The organism is Roseateles sp. P1_C1_2 (assembly GCF_056406535.1).
In genome coordinates, this window is sequence record NZ_JBFUAB010000003.1 from 194,237 (window position 1) to 212,467 (window position 18,231).

An 18,231-nucleotide genomic window follows, 5' to 3' on the forward strand; every position below is an offset into this window, starting at 1 on the left:
GTCAGAGCGAATGCAGTTGCGGGTCCCACAGCTTCACGGCGCGCTCCAGCCAGCGCAGCTCGCGCGGCTGGTCATAACGCGCCAGCCGGTAGCGCCAGGCGGAGGCGGCGCGCAGGGCGGCCTTCTGCCAGGCCGGCGCGCGGATGTCGGTCAGCGTCGGGAAGCGGCAACCCAGCACGGTGCGGAAGTCGCGGATGCGCTGGCGCAGCGCGGGGTTCAGCCAGGGCGCGTCCTTGTGGCACCAGTAGTCCACCCATTCCTTTTGCGCCCAGGCGTCGGCGCTGTCGGGGAAGGTGAAGCCCTTGGGCAGGGCCGGATCGCGCGGCGTCCAGCGGCCTTCTCCACTACCTCCGAGGCGGCGCGGCGGCAGCGGCGTGTGGATGTGCAGCATGATCTCCGCGCCCGGGTGCAGGCGCTTGACCTGGCGGATGAAATCGAAGGTCCTCTCCGTCTCGCCCTCGGGGTCCTGCGGCGGCGCCAGCATGAAGGACAGCTCGGGCACGATGCCGTTGGCGCGGCAGGTCTCGACGACGGCCAGCGTCTGATCGGAGCGCGTGCCCTTGCGCATGTCGCGCAGCAGGCTGTCGTTGGGCGACTCGGCGCCGATATAGGCCATGCACAGCCGGCTGCGCCGCACCAGGGCCCATGAAGCCGCGGACAGGCCTTGCAGCGCGTCGGCGCGGGCGTAGCACCACCAGGGCATCTGCATGCGGGCCAGCACCTCGAGCAGGGGCTGCATGTCGACCTCACGGTCGAAGAAATTGTGGTCGTAGAACTGCACAGAGTCCGCACCGAAGCGCGTCTGCAGGCCGCGCAGGTCATGCTCCAGCCGCTGCGCTTCGGGCAGGGCCGTCTTGCCGCGGAACATGGCGGCCACGCCGCAGAAGCTGCAGCGGTAGCGGCAGCCCAGCGCCGCCTGATAGCCCGTCGTGCGGCGGCCGAGATAGGTCGGGCCGAGATAGCGCTGCGGGTCGTCGACCTCTTCGTAAGTGACGTCCATCTGCAGCGGCGCCGTCGAAAAGGCGCGGTCGGCGTTGTGCACGACGACCCCGCCACCCTCGCGGCGCCAGGACAGGCCACCCACTTCGTCCAGCGGCTTGCCTTCGGTCAACGCATCCAGCAGCTCCATGAAGCCCTGCTCGCCCTGGCCGCGCAGCGCGTAGTCCACGCAGTCGCTGTTCAGGGCCGCATCGGTACAAAGCGTCGGGAAATAGCCGCCCCAGACGATGGGCAGCCCGGGCGCCACGGCGCGGATGGCACGCGACACAGCCAGCGCCGCCGGCAGTTGCGGCCCGCCCATGACGGACAGGCCGACGGCCGCGTAGCCGCCCTCGCGCACGGCCGCTGCTGCCGTCTCGGGCAGATGGCGGTCCAGGTTGCCATCGAGGATGCGAGCTTCGTAGCGGCCCTTCAGCGCTGCGGCCAGATGCATCACGGCCAGCGGGAAGCGCGCATTGGACGTGATGCGAGGGTTGATCAGCAGCACGCGCTTCATGCGAGGGCCTCTTCGGTCATCAGTTCAAGCCCGGGCTCCGCGACAAGTAGATGCGGGGCAATGGCCTTGGCACGACCATCCACCCGCACCGGCAGCAGGCCGAGCAATTCGCCTAGATCAGGGTCGGCATACAGCGGCCGCCCCCCCACGACGACGAGGCGCAGGTCGGTCCGCGTCGCGCGGGACAGCGGCAGGCCGGGTGGCAGCGCAATCAGGTCGGCGCGCAGGCCGGGCTCCAGCCGCCCGCGGTCGTGCAAACCCAGCAACCGAGCGGCATCCTCCGTGACCCACGCTTCCAGGCCCTCCTCGCTCCAGCCGGTCAGCTCGCGCACCAGCGCCAGCTCGGCCAACAGGTCGCGGCCACCGCTGATGCGTGAGTCGCTGCCCAATGCCAGGCGGCCTTGGGCACGCAGCCATTCGGGGTCCAGCGTGCGGCCGAAGAGATGCAGATTGGAGCCGGGGCACCAGACGACGCCGGCGCCGGCATCGACGGCGCGCCGCTGCTGCGCCGTGCTCAAGCCCAGGCCGTGGATGAGCAGGGTTCCCGGGGCAACGCAGCCCAGCGCCTCGAGGCGATCAAACTCCAGCGCCGCCGCGGTGTCGACGCCTTCGGCTGCGTGGATGATCCACAGCCGGCCGGTCGGGCTCGCCCGGCGCGAGTCACGCACCGCCGCTTCACCATCCAGCGCGAGCGAGTGCGACCAGCCGCCAGGCTCGGGCACGTCGACCGGGAAGCCGGGCGCGTCCAGCACGGCGTCGCGCGGGTCGTGGTGCAGCACCGTCGTGACGCCGCTCAGCAGGTTCTTCAGCCCACCGGCCAGCAGGCGTTGCGCGCGCGGCTGGGCCCGGTGCGCGACAAGCTCGGGCGCCGTCGACAGCCGCGGTGTGATGTCGGTGATCCACTCGCTGGCGTTGCGATAGCCGGCGCGGAACTTCAGCCGCGGCAGGGCGCCGTTGAGATGCAGATGGTCGTGGGCGTTGATGAGGCCGGGCAGCAGGCGGGCACCCTTGAGGTTCACGCGCAAGCCGCCGCATGCGCCAGCGATGCGATCACCCTCCGTGCTCAGGCTCAGGCCATCCGCCGCATTGAAGAAGTGAAAGCTCATGGCTTCACCAAGCTCAGCGCGAGGACGACGGCCAGGCCGTTCCAGCGCGCGTAAAAAGCCTCGGAACCGGTGAAGGCTTCCGTCAGCTCGCATCCGACGCGCACCTCGCGCTGTGCCTCCAGCACCAGACCGGCGCGCCAGGCCGCGGCGAGGTGGGCATCGGGATCGTGCAGGGCATGCAGCAGCTCGTGGCGCTGGCCGCTGGCGTCGGTGAAGCTGCGCGTCATGCCGGCGCGCGCGGCGTCGGGGTGGAAGTCGGAGTAGACCAGGGCCCCGCCCGGCGCCAGCACGCACGCCACCTCGGTCATCCAGGCATCGAGGCTGGGCGCATGGCCGACGGCGAGGCCACTGATGACGAGGTCGAAACTCGCCGGCGCAAAGGGCAGGCGCGACATGTCGGCCCTGACGCGATGGGCCAGCGGCGCGCGCGCCAGCATGCCGGCGGACAGGTCGCTGCCGACGACGAAGCGCGCACCCTGCTGCTGCAACAGCAGGCCATAGCGCCCGCTGCCGCAAGCCAGATCCAGCACGCGCCTTCCCGCCACGCCGGGGCAAAGTGCCAGCAGCGCCGCCTGCTCGGCGCGCATCAACGGGTTGTGCGGCAGCGGCGGGTAGGCCTCGGCCCAGAGGTCGTAGGCCGCTTCGTTGGCCAGCTTGCTCATGAGGCAAACCATTTGGAGCACACGCAGTGCGCGCATTCGGGACGACGGCCCGCGCTGACGAGGGCGCGCAGCCGGCGCTGGGCGGGCGAGTTCAGCGCCRCCACCAAGCCGGGCTCGCCCAGGCGGCCGGTGCCGGCGATGAAGAAGCAGGGGCGCACGCCGCCGTCCGCTTCGATGACGGCCGAATGTTCGGGCGCGTTGCAGCGGACTGGCGGCGGATCACCCAGGCCGAGGAGCGCGCGGTAGTGGGTTTCGATGCGGCGCAGCTTGGCCGGCGACTCGGCGATGAAGCCGGTTGCAAAGTCCTCCGCCGCCAGCGCACCGAGGCTGCGGGCCAGCACCGGCAGGTCCTCTGGCTGCAGCGCGACGCCGTCGGCAACCTCGCCATGCCGGCCAAAGGCCTCGGCATGGCTGACGTCGGCGGCAAGAAAGGAGATGTGGGCCACGCCGAGCCGGCGCGCGAGCGCGACGAGCTCTGCCAGCTCCCCGGCATTGCGGCGTTGCACCGTCACGCGCAGGCCGACTTCCATGCCCTGGCGCACCGCGGCGCGGATGCCGGCGCAGACGATCTCGAAGGCGTCCAGCCCACGGATGGCCGCATAACTCGCCGCCGTGCTGCCGTCCAGCGACACGGTCACCTGCTCGAACAGCCGCGCGACCTCTTGTGCATGCTTGGCCAGCGCCAGCCCCGCCGTCAGCAGCCAGAGCTTGTGGCCCTGGCCGCGCAGCAGGGCTGCGATCTCGGCCCATTGCGGATGCAGCAGCGGCTCGCCGCCGGAGACCAGTACGGTCTGGGTGCCGAGTTCGCGCAGGCCCGGCAGCAGGCGTTTCACCGTCTCGATGTCGATGTCCCGCCGCCCATGGCGCCAGTAGTCGCAGCTGACACAGCGCGAGTTGCAGCGCTCCGTCAGGTAGAGCGTCGCCAGCGGCAGCCGCGTGATGGCCGGCGCCAGCGCGATTGGCGGGTCGATGACGCTAGAACAGTCCATGCAGCTCGACAAAGCTCTGCCGCCGGTTGTCGATGGCGTTCTGCGGGATGCCGCCGAATTTGCGATAACCAGCGCGCAACTGCATGAAGGCGATGGGCGTGTACTCGTAGACCAGGCTGTAGCGCGCCTTGTTGTCGTGGGCCACGCGGCGGTCGGGGTCGAGGTATTCGCCGGTGAGCTTGAGGTTGTGGCCCTGCTGTACCAGCCAATTGGCCTCCAGCAGCGTCGCGTATTGCTTGCGCTTGCCTTCGGGGTAACCGGCGTCGCTGACCATGTCGATCTCGGCCAGCCAGGCCACCGGCCCCGTCGTCGTGCCGGCGAAGAGACCATAGGCCTGGCGGTCACCCGCCGTCGACTTGACCTGGGCGGCCGCGGCGCCCACGCGGCCCCAGGGCTGCATCCAGATGGCCTGCGCCGTCGTCTGGTGGCCCGTCGTGCCGCCCTTGTTGCCAGGGCCGTTGCTGCGCACCAGCTGGACGGACCATTCGTCGCCCTCGTGGCCCAGCTCCAGGCCCTTGTCGGGCACCGTCATGCTGACGCCGCTCAACTGGCGCACGAAGGCGAGGCTGTCCTGCAGCCGCCAGCCGAAGGGCAGGTAGAACTGGCCAGCCTTGGCATACCAGCCCAGGCCCGGCGTCGACAGGCGCACATAGGCCTCCTGGCGCTCGGACTTGCCGGGTGCGACCTGCTGGTCGAGGTAGGCGCCGAGGTAGTCCTTGATGAGCTGCACATCGGCATACAGCCTTGTCTGCTCGGTACCGCCGACGCTGCGCGTGGGCTGGCCCGAGACCGAAGTGCGCGTCGTCGCCGTGCGCAGGTCGCCGCCCAGGCGCAGGCGATCGTCGAAGAGCGAGCCGTTCCAGCCCTGCAGGGCCTCGGGCAAGGCATTGGCCGGGATGACGTTCTGCGCAAAGGTGTTGCCCACCGCATTGCGCAGGCCGCCACCGCTGGGGTTCACATGGCATGCCACGCACTTCAACCCGGCACGGATGGCCAGATACGGTTCGGCCTGCGCCATCGACATCAGGGCCATCAAAGCCAGGCCGAGGAGGATTCGCACGGCCTTCATTTCAGAGCTCCGTTGTCGATCCACTGGCGGATCAGGTTGATGGTCTGGGCGTCCAGATAAGGTCCGCCAAACGGCATGCGCGCACCGACGGACTGGTGGCCTTCGAGCTTGTGGATCAGATAGCTGTTGGCCGCATCGCCCGGCGCCACGCGCTTGAGCGAAGCCACCTCTGCGCTCGATACGCCGACCAGCATCGTGAAGCTGTTGGCCGCATCCAGCCTCAGGCCCTGCGGTGCCGCACCGCCGGCATGGCAGGCCGTGCACACGGGTGTGAAGACATGGGACTGGATGGAGCTGAAAGTCGCCGTCATTGGCCCGCTGGGGTCATCGCCCTCGCCGAGCGGTCGACCGTTGGCATCCAGCCCTGCGCCGCTGCCACCGCCACAACCGGCGACCAGCGCGGCTGTGGTGCCCAGTGCAGCCCAAAGCAATCTCGACAATCTCATCAACCTCTCCTGCTACTCACTGCGCCGTGAGTGCCAGCCCGCCTCGGGCGGGTTCAAGAGAAGCTAGGGAGGGCCTGCCAATGCCATGGCAATGGCAGGCCCTAGAAAGCGACCGTCAGGCCGAGCACGAGCGCGCGGCGGCGTGTCGCATCGGTCCACGTGTAAGGCCCACCGCGGCCGGCCGCCGTCCAGGCGAGTTGCAGATCGCTGCTGGCGCCCAGTTGCCAGGACGCGCCCAGGCGCAGATCCGCACGCGTCGCACCGCGCGGCTCGGCATAGGGCGAGACCTGCCCTCCCCAGCCATGTAGCAGGCCAACATGGCCTAACGCAGCGATACCTGGCACGAGCGGCCAGCGCAGGTTGAACTCGGTGTAGAGGCTGCGCTGGCCGACACCGTAGTAGTCGGGCGAGACATAGGCGCGCAGATTCCAGCGTTCGCCCAGCAGGCCGGCGTAGGCCTCCTGGTAGTCGTACTTGGACACGTTCTCGTAGGCATGGGCGACGATGCCGGCCTCGCCGTCCAGACCCGGCGCCAGGCCGAAGACACGGCCACCGTAGAGCTGCAGCGTGGCGCCGCGCCGCTGCGAGAAGCGGGCATGCGCCAGCTGCGCACCGCCATACCAGCCGGCCTCGCCATCCCAGGCCAGCCCGAGCTGGGCGCTCGGACGGTTGGCGCTGTAGGACATGCCCCGCTCACGCGCATCCGTCTGCAGCGACAGCGTGCCGCCGACATCGGCCCAGGCTCCGCCCGCGCAGGCCAGCAGCGTGGCGACCAGCGTCGTCAGTCGGGCCAGGTGCGCGGGCGGCATCAGTCGGGAGTTTGCTCCATCGCCTTGCAGCTGGGCCCGCGGGTTCCGGCATGGCGGGCCAGCGTTGCGCAGCTGTCGATGCGGCCCTGACCGGCCGTGACGAGGGCCGTCTTCAGGGCCAGCGTGCCACGCGTGCCGTCGAGCTCGCGCACCAGCGCGAGCAGGCCGGCCGCATGCGCGGCTGCGAAGGACGAACCCGACACCAGCGACCAGCCGCCCCCCACCGCCGTGCTGGGCACATCACGCCCCGGCGCAATGACTGCACCGGCCGGCAGCGGTTGCGCGAGGCCGACGACGAGCACGCCCGGGTGGTTGGCCGGGAAGGGTCCGTTCTCGCCCGGCATGGCCGCGACGATGGTGGCGCCACGCGCCTGGGCCTGGTCGATCAGCAGGGCCAGCAGGCGGTCGTCCGGCCCGCCCAGGCTCATGTTGATGATGTGGGCGCCCTGCTGGATGGCGGCGTACAGGGCTTTGGCCAGGCCGAGGCTGGTGCACAGGGTCTGGGTGCCTGCCGCCTGCCAGCAGGCGCGCAGCGCCAGCAGCCGCGCCTGGGGCGCGATGCCGGCAATGCCCAGGCCGTTGTCGGCGCGGGCCGCGATGATGCCGGCGACCGCCGTGCCATGGCCCTCGGCCGGCGGCGCCTTGTCGTCGACGAAGTTCTGGTTGACGTCCAACTGGCCGATGAGGTCGGGATGGCTGGCTTCCACGCCGCTGTCGACGACGGCCACGCGCACGCCGCGGCCGGTGGCCAGCTGGTGCAGCTCGGCCAGATGCCACTGGCGGGCCGCCGGCTGGGCGGGGTAGAGCGGCTCCTGCTGGCTGCCCTGGGCGCGGTAGAGGCTGACGGGCTGGGCCCAGGCTACGCGCCTGTCTTCGGCCACGGCCTCGGCGACCTTGGCCGGCAAGCGCGTGTCACCCTCGGGCAGGCGCATGACGAAGCAGTCCACCCCGGCCAGTGGCATGGCCCATTCGCTGCGCATTTCCAGCTTGTGGGCCTGGGCCAGGGCCTGGGCAACCTGCTGGCGCGATTGCCGCCCCACACCCTCGCCATAGGTGCCGGCATAGCTGCCGTCGGGCCGGTAATGGGCCTTGGGCAGCTGCAGCATGACGAGGACCTGGCGCTGGGCCTCTTCGGCCTGGGCGTGCGCCGGACGGCCAAGGCAGCTCAGCAACAGCGCGAACAGGCTGAGCCAGAGTTTCATCGCGTCGGCCCCGGTTGCAGCGGTTCTGCCAATTGCACGATGGACGCCGTGCGCAGGGCCGCCAGGCCGCGGGCATCGACGCGCAGCAGCCAGGCGCCGGTCTCGGTCGGCCCGGCAACCACGCCGGCACCTTGGGCCTGCAGCAACTGGCGCACCGCCTTCTCGGTGGTGCCCGGCTTGAACATGACCAGGGCGTCGGCCACGACCGGCGCCGTGCCGGCGGCAGACAAGCCCTGATAGGCCGCCGGGTCATCCTGGCGCGGTGTCAGCACCAGCACCAGCAGCAGCGCGACGGCAGCCCCCTGCAAACCCAGCACCCAGGGCATCCAACGCACCGCGCGGGCGGGTTTCGCGGGTTTCGGCTGGGCCGCTTGCATCAGCACATGCATCTTCGCGAGGCCCGCTTCCACGTCGCCGCCCTGCGCCGGGGCGCCCGCCACGCTCAGCAGCGTCTGCATGGGCTGCTCGGCCGCCAGCTCGTTGCGGCAGCCCTGGCAGTGCAGCAGATGGCGCTGCACCTGGCCCGTTTCGTCCTCGCCGAGCTGGCCACGCGCATACCAGGGCAGCAGGGCCTGCATGGCAGCGTGCTCGTCATGTTCCATGGGGATCACCACACTCATCATTGTTCTCCTTGCTCCAGCCCCGCCAGGTCATCCAGCAGGAGCCGCAGCCGGCGCCGGGCATAAAACATCCGCGTCTTCACGGTTTCGGCGGGGCAGCCGACGACGTCGGCAATCTCGGCATAGGCCATGTCATGGAAATAGCAGAGTTCGACGACGGCGCGGTGCTCCGGCGACAGCTCCGCCATGGCGCCCCGCAGCCGGCCGCGCAACTGCGCCAGGCCCAGGCGCTGCTCCGGCCCGGGCCCCGGGTCGGCCGGTTCGTCCACGGCGTCGCCATCGACCGGCAGGTCCTGGCGGCTCAGCGCCTTCAGCGCCTTGCGGTAGGCGATGCCGAAAATCCAGGTCGACAGCTTGCTGCGCCCGTCGAAGCTGTCCGAGCGCTGCCAGACCACCATCAGGGTGTCGTTCAGCACCTCCTCGATGGCCTCGGGCTGGCGCATCAGATGCGACAGGAAACGCCAAAGCCGGGGGTGATAAATCCGGTAGAGGGCGTCGAATTCCGCCCGCTGGCCGCGCCTGATGCCCTCCAGCAGGGCCAGCTCCAACGCCTCGGCGGCCGGGCCACGAACCGAGCTCGCAGGCGTCGTCGGCGCGTCATCGCGCTTTTTCCTGATGCTGGGCCACTTCAACATGCTCGCCTGCGGGGTTCCATTGCCCATGAGTCCCGGCGGAGTGCCCGGAGGTTCAAAAGCGATGGTAGCGAGCCCCCTCTACCCAGAGGATTCCGTCACGAAAAGTCCGCCAGTGTCATCTCGCGCAGCCAGCGGGACTCGGCAAAACCCTTGGTGTCATAGAGCTTTTTCAGGCGCGCGGTGGGCACCGCCACCCGGCAGGCGGCCAGCGTGAAATTCTGCTCCCCCTTGCCTTCCTTCCAGGCCGACTGCCAGACGGTGGCCAGCGTGACGGCGCCGTCGGCCATGCGGTTCATGGTGCGCACGCCCAGCGCCGACCACATCGCCGCCGCCTGGCCACGGCCGTGCACGCGCTCGAAGACCTCCAGGATCTCCTGGGGTGGCAGCTCCGTGATGGTGCGGTGCATCAGCTGCACGATGGCGTCGGCCGCCGCCATGGGGCCCTTGAACAGCGGCCGGGCCGGCGCGTCGGTCACGCGCTGCTTGACGCCGGCCACCACTTCCTCGGCGGCCTGGTCCAGCATGTCGTCCTCGTAGACGGCATGCACCTTGTCGTCGTCCGGGTCGTCCGACTGGCCGTGGTGAAGGTGGGAGAGGTGCAAGGGCTGGCAGGCATCGCCGATGTAGTGGGCCAGCACGCCGGCGGCGCAGACATAGGCATCCAGCTGCCTGGCGGCCGCGGCCTGCACCATGACCTTGTAGAGCTCGGCGACGCGAAAGGGCAGCGCGCCGCGGTACTGGGGTTTGCGGTCGGGATCGATGCTGCTGTAGAACTGGTCCCAGACCTGGGGGTCGCGCGTGGCCGGGGCCTGCTGCCAGAGTTGCATCAGCGTCTTGCCGGCGAAGGGGCCGCTGCCGGCCTCGTCCATGTCGGCGAAGTGGTTGGCCTTGTCCTTGCCGCGGGTGCGGCGCCAGACCAGGTCGGGCACATCGGCCAGCGCGATGAACTGGCTCGTCTGCGTGGCACCCGGCAGATTGCCGGCGACGATGTCCTCGTCGCTGACACCGATGGCCGCCGCGTTGGCCTTGAAGACGGCCTTGGCCTTGTTCGTCTGCAGCGCGAAGCAGGCCGCGAAGCCGACGTTGTAGTGGCCGACCTTGCCCCAGTAGCGGCTCTGGCCCGTGCGCCAGTCCTGCACCAGCTCGACGTTCAGCGCCTTGCACAGCGAGCTGAATCCGCTGGCCAGTGCGAACTCGGTGGCGCGGCTGGAATTCAGCGCGCCAAAACCGTGGCCACCCCATTGCACGGCCAATGGCCGGAACTGCGTGGGCGGCGGCAGGTCCTTGTCCTTGGCCGTGCGGTCGGCCATCTCGTCCCAGAACCAGGTGACACCCGAGTCGCCCGGCCGCGACTGCACGGTATCGCGGGGGCGGCGCGGGCCGATCAGGAATTCAGACAGCGAATCCACCCCGCCCATGCTGGCATGGCGGTAGAACAGGCCGTGCACGCGGCCCTCGGTGCGGATGCCACCCGGCAGCACCGTGAACAGCGGGCAACCGATGAGGTTGAGGCTCATCTTGTCGGAGCTGAGGTCGATGACCGGGCCGAAGCTGCCGACGCCGAGGTACTGGGAGTTCGTCGCCCCGACGCTGTCGAGCTTGACCAGGGCGGCGTCCAGCGTCAGGCGTGCATCGCGGCCGGCGAAACCGGGATAGATGTCGGCCAGCGGCAGCGCATCGACGCCATGCGCCGTGATGTGGCCGATACCGACCTTCTTGCCGCGCGGCAGCGCGAACACCGGCGCGCCGGGCTCGGTGCCCGAGGTCACGTGACGGCTGACCAGGGCGAAGGCACAGGCGCCGTCCTCGACGATGGCCGAGGCGACGCCCATGCGGGTGGCGCCCTGGTCGGCCACATGGACCTGAAAGTTGGGGCCGAACTTGTCGGCCGCATAGAGGGCCGTGTCGGCCGGCGGCAGGTTGGTCACGCGCGGCTTCACCAGCACGGGGCAGGTGCGCACCTGGCGGCCGTCGGGCAGGTAGAGCACCGGCGGCACCGCCAGCTCGGGATGGCGGGACAGCTTGCTGCGGTCCAGCCATTCGCTGACGAAGACGAGGATGCAGGGCCAGGACCAGGGCCGGAAATCGCTGTTGTCCAGCGTGCGGGCGCCGAGTTCCTTGCCGGTCTGCTCGGCATGCTCGTCGGCGTAGTTGGGGTCGTCCAGCCGGATGCGGTAGCGCCCGATGGCGGTACCGATGACGGTGGGCAGGTTGGCGATGTGGACGTGGTACTGGTCGCGCGCCTCCAGCAGGTCGCGCACGCTGAGGGTGCGGGGGTCGGCGCGGCGGATGAAACGGTCCATGAAATCTCCGGATGCAACGGCAGGACGCTATCAAGCCCCAGAACACATCGCTTCATCAAGCCTGAGTAAGCGCTATCGTTGCGCCATGAGCGAAGCCGGCGCCCTGCCCCTGGACACCCAGACCTCGGTCTGGGCCGGTGGCGCCGCCGATGCCGAGCCCCAATTGCAATGCGGCGGCGGCGCCGTGGGCACGGCCCGCGAATGGCGCGTCAGTGGCGACTGGACGGTGCTGGCGCTGCGCGAACGCTACGAGGAGTTCCGCCAGCGCGTGGCCACCGCCGTGAAAGAGACGCCCGACGCGCTGTGGGATCTGCGCGAGCTGGGACGGCTGGACACGGCGGGCGCGCTGACGCTTTGGCAGGGCTGGGGCCGCAAGCCGCCACGGCGGCTGCTGTGGCTGCCCGAGCATGTGACGCTGTTCTCGCAGTTCATGCAGCCCGGCGCCCTGCCCAGACGCAAGCGCAGCCTCGGCCCGGGCATCGCGCTGGCCAACCTCAGGCTGATGGCCTTTGCCCGCCATGCGGTCGACCTGGTCACCCTCGTCGGCCGCCTGCTGCTGGACTTCGTGCAGATGCTGCGCCACCCCTCGCTGATCGGCTGGCGCGAGATCTCGGCCAATGTCTATCGCACCGGGGCCCAGGCGCTGCCGATCACGGCCCTGGTGGGCTTTCTCGTCGGGCTGACGCTGTCCTATCTGATCTCGCGGCAGCTGAAGGCCTATGGCGCCGACATCTTCGTCATCAACATCCTCGGCCTGGCCGTGCTGCGCGAGCTGGGGCCGCTGCTGGCGGCCATCATCGTGGCGGGCCGCTCGGGCTCGGCGATGACGGCCCAGATCGGCGTCATGCGCGTCACGCAGGAACTGGACGCGCTGTCGGTGATGGGCATCTCGCACACGGTGCGCCTGGTGGCCCCCAAGGTCATCGCGCTGGCCATCTCGCTGCCGCTGGTGGCCGTGTGGACGAGCGCCCTGATGCTGCTCGGCGGCATGGCGGCGGCCAGTGCCCAGCTCAAACTGGACCCGATGCAGTTCGTGCACACCCTGCCCAGCGTCGTCGAGCCGGTGAACCTGTGGCTGGGCTGGGTCAAGTCCATCCTCTTCGGCGGCCTCATCGCGCTCTTGGCCTGCCATTTCGGCCTGCGCGTGAAGCCCAATACCGAGAGCCTGGGCCAGAGCGTCACGCAGTCGGTCGTCACGGCCATCACGCTGGTCATCGTCGTCGATGCGATCTTCGCGGTGCTGTTTTCAAACATGGGAGTTTGAGTGGCCGACACCGAACCCATCATCGAAGTCGACAACGTGACGACGGCCTATGGCGGCCATGTCATCCACCGCAACCTCAGCCTGACCGTGCACCGCGGCGAAGTCGTCGCGCTGATCGGCGGCTCGGGCTCGGGCAAGACGACGCTGCTGCGCCTGCTGCTGGGCCTGGAGGTGCCACGGGCCGGCACCGTGAAGATCTTCGGCCATCCGCTGGGCCGCTGCGCGGTGCGCGACCTGGAGCGGGTGCGCTACCGCTGGGGCGTGCTGTTCCAGGCCGGCGCGCTGTTCTCGGCGCTGAGCGTCTACGACAACGTCGCGCTGCCGCTGCGCGAGCTCAAGAGCGTGCCCGCCGACCTCGTCACACCCCTCGTCATGCTCAAGCTGGCCCAGGTCGGCCTCAAGCCCGAGGACGCGCTGAAGCGCCCGTCGGAGCTGTCGGGCGGCATGGTCAAGCGCGTGTCGCTGGCGCGGGCCCTCATCCTCGACCCGCAGTTGCTCTTCCTGGACGAACCCACCGCCGGCCTGGACCCCGACAGCGCCAAGCAGTTCGTCAAGCTGCTGCGGCGGCTGCGCCAGGAGCTGGGGCTGACCGTCGTCATGGTCACCCACGACGTGGACACGCTGTTCGCCGTCGTCGACCGCGTCGCTGTGCTGGCCGACCAGCACATCATCGCCAGCGGCCCGCTGTCCGAAGTCGCCCGCCTGCCGCATTCCTTCGTGCGCAACTTCTTCCTCGGCCATGTCGAGCGCTGCGCCGAAGAGGATGTGAGGCGCTTCCGCCTTAGCCTGGACGACACCAGCGACGATGGCGGCGTGCCCGCCGTGCTGCGAGAAGAAGCCAACGTCTAGAGACCATGGAAAACAAAGCCCACGCCCTGGCCGCCGGCCTCTTTCTGCTGCTGCTCGGCCTCGCGCTGGCCGCCAGCGTCGCCTGGTTCCAGGGCGACCGCACCGAGCGCGTGCGCTACACCGTCGTCGCCCGCAGCGGCGTGCCGGGGCTGAACCTGAAGGCGCCCGTCAAGCTGCGCGGCGTGGAGGTCGGCTATGTCGAAACCATCGGCTTCGACCCTGCCGACCCGCGCCAGATCCTCGTCGGCATCGCCGTCGACGCGGCCGCCCCGGTGTCCAAGCAGACCTATGCCCAGCTCGGCCTGCAGGGTGTCACCGGCCTGTCCTTCGTCGGCCTGGAGGAAGCCGACACCCAGGCCGCGCTGCAACGCGCAACGCCGGGTGCGCGCCTGCCGCTGCGGCCCACGCTGCTGGACCGCCTGGCCGAAAGCGGCCCTGGCCTTATTGCCGGTTTTGCCGAGACGGCCACGCGCCTGAACGCCCTGCTCAGCGAAGACAACCGCGCCCAGCTCGGCAAGACCCTCGCCGGGCTGCAGCAGGCCGCCGATGACACCAGCAGGCTGATGGCTGCGCTGCAGCCGAGCGCCCGCGAGCTGCCGGCGCTGCTGAAGGACTCGGACGCCACCGCCAGACGCGCCCAGGCCGCGCTGACCCGCATCGAGGCGCTCGCCGTCGACGGCCAGTTGCTGGCCCAGGACCTCAAGACACGCGCCAAGGCGCTGGACGAGCTGCAGGCGGCCGCCGTGCAGGTGCAGGCCACCAGCCGCAACCTCGAACTCGCCCTGGTGGGCGAGACCTCGCCTCGTACCCGCCCCGTGCTGGCCGACGTCTCCGCCGCCAGCCGCAGCATCGAACGCGCCGCCGACGCCCTCGGCGAGCAGCCGCAAAGCCTGATCTTCGGCCGCGGCGCTCAGCCGCCCGGGCCGGGTGAGGCCGGCTTTGCGGAACGTCTGAAGAAATGAAAACAACCTTCGTCCTGCTCACCGCCGCCCTCGCGCTGAGTGCCTGCTCGCTGACACCGACGGCCTCGCCCAAGGCCGTCTACGACCTCGGCCCCGCGCCCACGGCCACGGCGGCCGGCGGCGCGCTGGCCTGGCGCATTGCCGACGTGACCGCGCCGCCCCAACTGGCCGGCGAAGGCATTGCCTACCGCCTCGCCTTCCAGCAGGCCCAGCGCCTGGAGCATTACCGCGACAGCCTGTGGGCCGCGCCGCCGTCCGCGCTGCTGACGCAGAGGCTGCGCGAGCAGCTCGCCGGCGCACCGGGCTGCAGCGGCAAGCCCGCCACGCTGTTGACCGTCAACCTCGACGAGTTCGAGCAGGTCTTCAGCAGCCCCACCAGCAGCCAGGTCGTGCTGCGCCTGCATGCCACGCTGTGGCCGGCCGGCACGGCCAGCACGCCGCTGCAGCAGCACTGGCGTCTCGAGCGCGCAGCGGCCTCGCCCGATGCGCCCGGCGCCGTGCGCGGCTTGGCCCAGGCCGTGGACGACTGGCTGCCGCAATTGGCGGCCTGGCTGGCAGCGTCGGCATGCCGCTGAGACCGGACCGAGGACAGCGCCTGCGCGCTGTCCGACGCCTGACGAAGGCCTGCCGGCATGCAAGCCGGCAGGCATGAATCCGAGCGGCGGCGGCGCGCGTAGCTAGGCCATGAGTCAACTCGGTCAGCTGCTGCGCGTCGGCCTGCAACGCGCCCGCCAGGACGCCAGCTCGCGCTGGAGTGCCGAACGCCTGCAACGCCACCAGCAGCAGGGCCTCGCCGCACTGCGCCGCCTGGCCCGCGAGCGCTCGCCCTTCTACCGGCGCTTCCACCAGGGGCTGGACGACGCGCCACTCGACGCCCTGCCCATCCTCGACAAGGCCACGTTGATGGCCGAGTTCGACCGCGTCGTGACCGACCCGGCCATCCGCCTGGCCGATGTCGAGGCCCACCTGGCCGCGCCCGACCCGGGCCGGCCCTATCTGGGCCGCTACACGGCGCTGTCGACGTCGGGCTCCACGGGCCTGCGCGGCGTCTTCCTGTTCGACGCCGACGAATGGCGGGCCAGCCTCGCGGCAATCATGCGGCCGCTGATGTGGTCGGGCGCACCGTCGCCACTGGCCAGGCCACGCACGGCGCTGATCGCCTCGGATGCGGCTTGGCATTACTCGGCCCGCGTCGGCGCGTCACTCTCGACGCCGCTGCTGCGCGGCCTGAAGCTGGACGCCGGCCTGCCGCTGGCTGAACTCGTCGCGCGGCTGAACGACTGGCAGCCGGTGTCGATGGCCCTCTACCCGTCCATCCTGCGCCAGCTGGCCGACGAGCAGCTCGCCGGGCGGCTGCACATCCCGCTGCGCCACGTCGGCACCAGCGCCGAGCTGCTGCCCGATGCGACGCGCGCGCGGGTAGCAGCCGCCTGGGGCATTCCCGTCTTCAACACCTATGGCGCGACCGAATACGCCCCCATCGCGACCGAGTGCCGCGAAGGTAGCCTGCACCTGCTGGAAGACCGCGCGATCTTCGAGATCGTCGACGCGGACGGCCGTGCCGTGCCGCCGGGCGAATCCGGCGCGCGCCTTCTCGTCACCGTGCTGGACCGCCACACCCAACCGCTGATCCGCTACGAGATCAGCGACGGCCTGCGCGAGCTGCCGGGCCGCTGCCGCTGCGGCCGTCCCTTCAGGCGCCTGGCGCGCGTCGAGGGCCGTGTCGAGGAGGCCCTGCATCTGCCGGCGGCCAACGGCGGCGCGGCCGTCGACATCCACCCCAACCTCGTGCACCAGTTGCTGGAGCAGGTGCCCGCCACCGGCTGGCAGCTGCGCCAGGAGTCGGCCGACGCGATCACCGTGCTGCTGACCGGCCAGCCCAGCGACCGCGATGCCAGCACGCTGCAGCACCGCCTGGCCGATCTGCTGCAAAGCCGCGGCGCCGCACCGCAGCGCCTGGACCTGCGCTGGGTGGCCGAACTGCCCCGTGGCGCCAGTGGCAAGGCGCCCCTCATCGTCGCCCTGCCCTCATGACGCGCCCGACGCGCCGCCGCTGGACCCGCCTCGCGCTGGCCGCCGTGCTGCTGCCCGGCTTCGCCTGGTCGGCGGCGACGGCGGCGCTGTGGTTCAAGCAGGAGAGCCTGCTCTTCCATCCCGAGCCGCTGCCCGCCGCAACGCGTCTGGCCGACGCGCCGGATGTGCACGAACGTTTTGTCGACGTGCCCGGCGCGCGGCTGTCGGTGCTGGAGCTGCGCCTGCCCGAGCCGCGCGGCGTCGTCTTCTTCCTGCACGGCAACGCGGGCAATCTGCAGAGCTGGTTCACCGACACCGACTTCTACCGCCGCGCCGGCTTCGATCTCGTCATGCCCGACTACCGCGGCTTCGGCAAGAGCACGGGCCGCATCGAGAGCGAAGCCCAGCTGCATGCCGACGTGATGGTCGTCTGGCAAGAGGTGGCGGCCCGCTATGCCGGCAAACACGTCGTCATCTACGGTCGCTCGCTGGGCACCGGCCTGGCGGCGACGCTGGCGGCGACGGTGCAACCCGACCTGACGGTGCTGGTCTCGCCCTATGCCAGCATCGCCGGCCTGGCCAGTGAGCACTTCCCCTGGCTGCCACCGCAGGCCCTGCGCTACCCGCTGCGCACCGACGAGGCGGTGCAGCGCCTGCGCGGCCCACTGCTGCTGGTGCATGGCGACCGGGACGAAGTCATCCCGTTTGCGCAAAGCCTCAAGCTGCAGGCGCTGGCGCCGCAAGCTCGGCTCGTCCGCATCGCGGGCGGCGGGCACAACGACCTGCAGCAGTGGCCGGACTACCCGCAGCAGATGACGGCGGCACTCGCTGCGCTGGCCGCGCCGGCGCAACGCTGACACCTCCGGCCGCGAAGGCTGGACGGGGGGCGCTCATGACCAAAGGCAGAGGGGGCCTCCAAGCCCATCATCCCGGGCATGGAAGTTCTGCCAGGCCCGTGTCCCGCCGTGCGCACGCTCGTCGTCGCCCCGTCGGACAGTCCGGCCTGTGCCCTGGCCCAGCGCCTGATCGACGGCGCCGCGCTGAAGGTGCTGGATCAGGCCCACACGGCCACCGAGGCGCTGACGATGGCGCTGGCGATGCAACCCGAGCTGATGCTGCTGGACCCTGGCCTCAAGCCTGTGGGCGCGGCCGAGCTGGCCGCCTCGCTGCACGACCCCGCACCCCAAATCGTCTGGCTCACGCTGGAAGTCGTGCGGCGCTGCCTGGCTGCCGATGACCCGCAGCGCGTCAACGCCGCGCTGCGGGGCCTGCCGCGGCGCCGGCTGGGCGTGGAGGTGCGCCATCTCATCGTGCTCGAGCACGGTCGCTTCACGACGCTGGACCTCGCCGACATCCGTTGGCTGGAGCTGCCCGACGCCCGCCACCCGACCGTGCTGCTGCACGGCTTTGGTGAACACCATGTGCTGCATCGCCGTCTCGGTGGGCTGCTGGACGATCTGCCGCCCGGCGCCATGCTGCGCTGCCAGAACCGCGTTGCCGTGGCGCCGGCTCATGTGCTGGAAGTGCTGCTTCACGACAAGCGCCGCGCGACGCTGCTGCTGGACAACGGCACCCGACTGGCCTGCGGGCCGCAGTTCTGGCCGGCGCTGGAAGCCGCGCTGCAGGCGCTGGACACGCCGGGGGCCTCGGCCGACCAGCCGCCGACTCCCAGCCGCTGGAGCGCGCCATGGCGTCTGGACGATCCGAGGGGCCCCGGCGACGGCTCCGCTTGATGACCGAGGGATGATTCACCTCCGCTGAGCTGCCCAGGCAGGCCCCGATGCGCTACCTTCGTGACAGAGCGCAT

18 protein-coding genes are annotated in these 18,231 nt (G+C 70.6%); 7 read left to right on the forward strand and 11 right to left on the reverse strand.

The genetic code is table 11. From position 1 onward, the window contains the following. Window position 1 precedes the first annotated feature (1 nt). From AC1D2H_RS04080 to AC1D2H_RS04130, 11 genes are all read right to left on the reverse strand, one after another. Window positions 2-1,495: a B12-binding domain-containing radical SAM protein gene (locus tag AC1D2H_RS04080; protein ID WP_478009973.1), complete on the reverse strand. Its 1,494-nt coding sequence runs from the start codon at window positions 1,493-1,495 to the stop codon at window positions 2-4. Continuing rightward, window positions 1,492-2,601: an amidohydrolase family protein gene (locus AC1D2H_RS04085; protein ID WP_477932722.1), complete on the reverse strand. Its 1,110-nt coding sequence runs from the start codon at window positions 2,599-2,601 to the stop codon at window positions 1,492-1,494. The genes AC1D2H_RS04080 and AC1D2H_RS04085 overlap by 4 nt, the downstream gene beginning before the upstream one ends. Further along, complete coding sequence (locus AC1D2H_RS04090) at window positions 2,598-3,263, reverse strand: class I SAM-dependent methyltransferase (RefSeq protein WP_478009974.1); 666 nt, start codon at window positions 3,261-3,263, stop codon at window positions 2,598-2,600. The genes AC1D2H_RS04085 and AC1D2H_RS04090 overlap by 4 nt, the downstream gene beginning before the upstream one ends. Beyond that, window positions 3,260-4,252 (reverse strand): radical SAM protein, encoded by a 993-nt coding sequence (locus tag AC1D2H_RS04095; protein ID WP_478009975.1) that lies wholly within the window; start codon window positions 4,250-4,252, stop codon window positions 3,260-3,262. The genes AC1D2H_RS04090 and AC1D2H_RS04095 overlap by 4 nt, the downstream gene beginning before the upstream one ends. Beyond that, entirely contained in the window at window positions 4,239-5,321 is a 1,083-nt protein-coding gene (locus AC1D2H_RS04100; RefSeq protein ID WP_478009976.1) for a hypothetical protein, read from the reverse strand. Before AC1D2H_RS04100 ends, AC1D2H_RS04095 begins: the two co-directional genes overlap by 14 nt. Next, window positions 5,318-5,767: a hypothetical protein gene (locus AC1D2H_RS04105; protein ID WP_478009977.1), complete on the reverse strand. Its 450-nt coding sequence runs from the start codon at window positions 5,765-5,767 to the stop codon at window positions 5,318-5,320. The genes AC1D2H_RS04100 and AC1D2H_RS04105 overlap by 4 nt, the downstream gene beginning before the upstream one ends. Window positions 5,768-5,868: 101 nt before the next feature. Beyond that, window positions 5,869-6,576 (reverse strand): TorF family putative porin, encoded by a 708-nt coding sequence (locus AC1D2H_RS04110; protein ID WP_478009978.1) that lies wholly within the window; start codon window positions 6,574-6,576, stop codon window positions 5,869-5,871. Further along, window positions 6,576-7,778, reverse strand: coding sequence for a S8 family peptidase (locus AC1D2H_RS04115; RefSeq protein ID WP_478009979.1), 1,203 nt, complete (start codon window positions 7,776-7,778; stop codon window positions 6,576-6,578). The genes AC1D2H_RS04110 and AC1D2H_RS04115 overlap by 1 nt, the downstream gene beginning before the upstream one ends. Further along, a complete protein-coding gene (locus tag AC1D2H_RS04120; RefSeq protein ID WP_478009980.1) occupies window positions 7,775-8,398 on the reverse strand; it encodes a zf-HC2 domain-containing protein in 624 nt (207 codons plus the stop codon). The genes AC1D2H_RS04115 and AC1D2H_RS04120 overlap by 4 nt, the downstream gene beginning before the upstream one ends. Continuing rightward, window positions 8,398-9,033: an RNA polymerase sigma factor gene (locus AC1D2H_RS04125; RefSeq protein ID WP_478009981.1), complete on the reverse strand. Its 636-nt coding sequence runs from the start codon at window positions 9,031-9,033 to the stop codon at window positions 8,398-8,400. The genes AC1D2H_RS04120 and AC1D2H_RS04125 overlap by 1 nt, the downstream gene beginning before the upstream one ends. Before the next feature lie 95 nt (window positions 9,034-9,128). Further along, window positions 9,129-11,336: a phospholipase C/P1 nuclease family protein gene (locus tag AC1D2H_RS04130; protein ID WP_478009982.1), complete on the reverse strand. Its 2,208-nt coding sequence runs from the start codon at window positions 11,334-11,336 to the stop codon at window positions 9,129-9,131. An 85-nt stretch (window positions 11,337-11,421) separates the two neighbouring features. On the opposite strand from AC1D2H_RS04130, the gene AC1D2H_RS04135 reads away from it, so the two are divergent. The 7 genes from AC1D2H_RS04135 to AC1D2H_RS04165 all read left to right on the forward strand — a co-directional run bounded on the left by AC1D2H_RS04135 (window position 11,422) and on the right by AC1D2H_RS04165 (window position 18,157). Next, a complete protein-coding gene (locus AC1D2H_RS04135) occupies window positions 11,422-12,600 on the forward strand; it encodes an MlaE family ABC transporter permease (protein ID WP_477932741.1) in 1,179 nt (392 codons plus the stop codon). Then, the gene (locus AC1D2H_RS04140; protein ID WP_477932743.1) at window positions 12,601-13,449 is read left to right on the forward strand and encodes an ABC transporter ATP-binding protein; all 849 of its coding nucleotides are present in this window, start codon (window positions 12,601-12,603) and stop codon (window positions 13,447-13,449) included. It begins immediately after the preceding gene. A 5-nt stretch (window positions 13,450-13,454) separates the two neighbouring features. After that, entirely contained in the window at window positions 13,455-14,411 is a 957-nt protein-coding gene (locus tag AC1D2H_RS04145; protein WP_478009983.1) for an MlaD family protein, read from the forward strand. Then, window positions 14,408-14,986, forward strand: coding sequence for an ABC-type transport auxiliary lipoprotein family protein (locus AC1D2H_RS04150; protein ID WP_478009984.1), 579 nt, complete (start codon window positions 14,408-14,410; stop codon window positions 14,984-14,986). The genes AC1D2H_RS04145 and AC1D2H_RS04150 overlap by 4 nt, the downstream gene beginning before the upstream one ends. A gap of 109 nt (window positions 14,987-15,095) precedes the next feature. Then, the gene (locus tag AC1D2H_RS04155) at window positions 15,096-16,445 is read left to right on the forward strand and encodes a phenylacetate--CoA ligase family protein (protein WP_478009985.1); all 1,350 of its coding nucleotides are present in this window, start codon (window positions 15,096-15,098) and stop codon (window positions 16,443-16,445) included. After that, complete coding sequence (locus AC1D2H_RS04160) at window positions 16,442-17,281, forward strand: alpha/beta hydrolase (RefSeq protein WP_478009986.1); 840 nt, start codon at window positions 16,442-16,444, stop codon at window positions 17,279-17,281. Before AC1D2H_RS04155 ends, AC1D2H_RS04160 begins: the two co-directional genes overlap by 4 nt. A 108-nt stretch (window positions 17,282-17,389) precedes the next feature. Next, a complete protein-coding gene (locus AC1D2H_RS04165; RefSeq protein ID WP_478009987.1) occupies window positions 17,390-18,157 on the forward strand; it encodes a hypothetical protein in 768 nt (255 codons plus the stop codon). The last annotated feature ends 74 nt before the right edge of the window (window positions 18,158-18,231 follow it).

Bases quoted from the DNA above. Each gene is read 5' to 3' on its own strand.
- AC1D2H_RS04080 (WP_478009973.1), bottom strand. From the start codon at position 1,495: ATGAAGCGCGTGCTGCTGATCAACCCTCGCATCACGTCCAATGCGCGC.
- AC1D2H_RS04085 (WP_477932722.1), bottom strand. From the start codon at position 2,601: ATGAGCTTTCACTTCTTCAATGCGGCGGATGGCCTGAGCCTGAGCACG.
- AC1D2H_RS04090 (WP_478009974.1), bottom strand. From the start codon at position 3,263: ATGAGCAAGCTGGCCAACGAAGCGGCCTACGACCTCTGGGCCGAGGCC.
- AC1D2H_RS04100 (WP_478009976.1), bottom strand. From the start codon at position 5,321: ATGAAGGCCGTGCGAATCCTCCTCGGCCTGGCTTTGATGGCCCTGATG.
- AC1D2H_RS04105 (WP_478009977.1), bottom strand. From the start codon at position 5,767: ATGAGATTGTCGAGATTGCTTTGGGCTGCACTGGGCACCACAGCCGCG.
- AC1D2H_RS04110 (WP_478009978.1), bottom strand. From the start codon at position 6,576: ATGCCGCCCGCGCACCTGGCCCGACTGACGACGCTGGTCGCCACGCTG.
- AC1D2H_RS04115 (WP_478009979.1), bottom strand. From the start codon at position 7,778: ATGAAACTCTGGCTCAGCCTGTTCGCGCTGTTGCTGAGCTGCCTTGGC.
- AC1D2H_RS04120 (WP_478009980.1), bottom strand. From the start codon at position 8,398: ATGAGTGTGGTGATCCCCATGGAACATGACGAGCACGCTGCCATGCAG.
- AC1D2H_RS04125 (WP_478009981.1), bottom strand. From the start codon at position 9,033: ATGTTGAAGTGGCCCAGCATCAGGAAAAAGCGCGATGACGCGCCGACG.
- AC1D2H_RS04130 (WP_478009982.1), bottom strand. From the start codon at position 11,336: ATGGACCGTTTCATCCGCCGCGCCGACCCCCGCACCCTCAGCGTGCGC.
- AC1D2H_RS04135 (WP_477932741.1), top strand. From the start codon at position 11,422: ATGAGCGAAGCCGGCGCCCTGCCCCTGGACACCCAGACCTCGGTCTGG.
- AC1D2H_RS04145 (WP_478009983.1), top strand. From the start codon at position 13,455: ATGGAAAACAAAGCCCACGCCCTGGCCGCCGGCCTCTTTCTGCTGCTG.
- AC1D2H_RS04150 (WP_478009984.1), top strand. From the start codon at position 14,408: ATGAAAACAACCTTCGTCCTGCTCACCGCCGCCCTCGCGCTGAGTGCC.
- AC1D2H_RS04155 (WP_478009985.1), top strand. From the start codon at position 15,096: ATGAGTCAACTCGGTCAGCTGCTGCGCGTCGGCCTGCAACGCGCCCGC.
- AC1D2H_RS04160 (WP_478009986.1), top strand. From the start codon at position 16,442: ATGACGCGCCCGACGCGCCGCCGCTGGACCCGCCTCGCGCTGGCCGCC.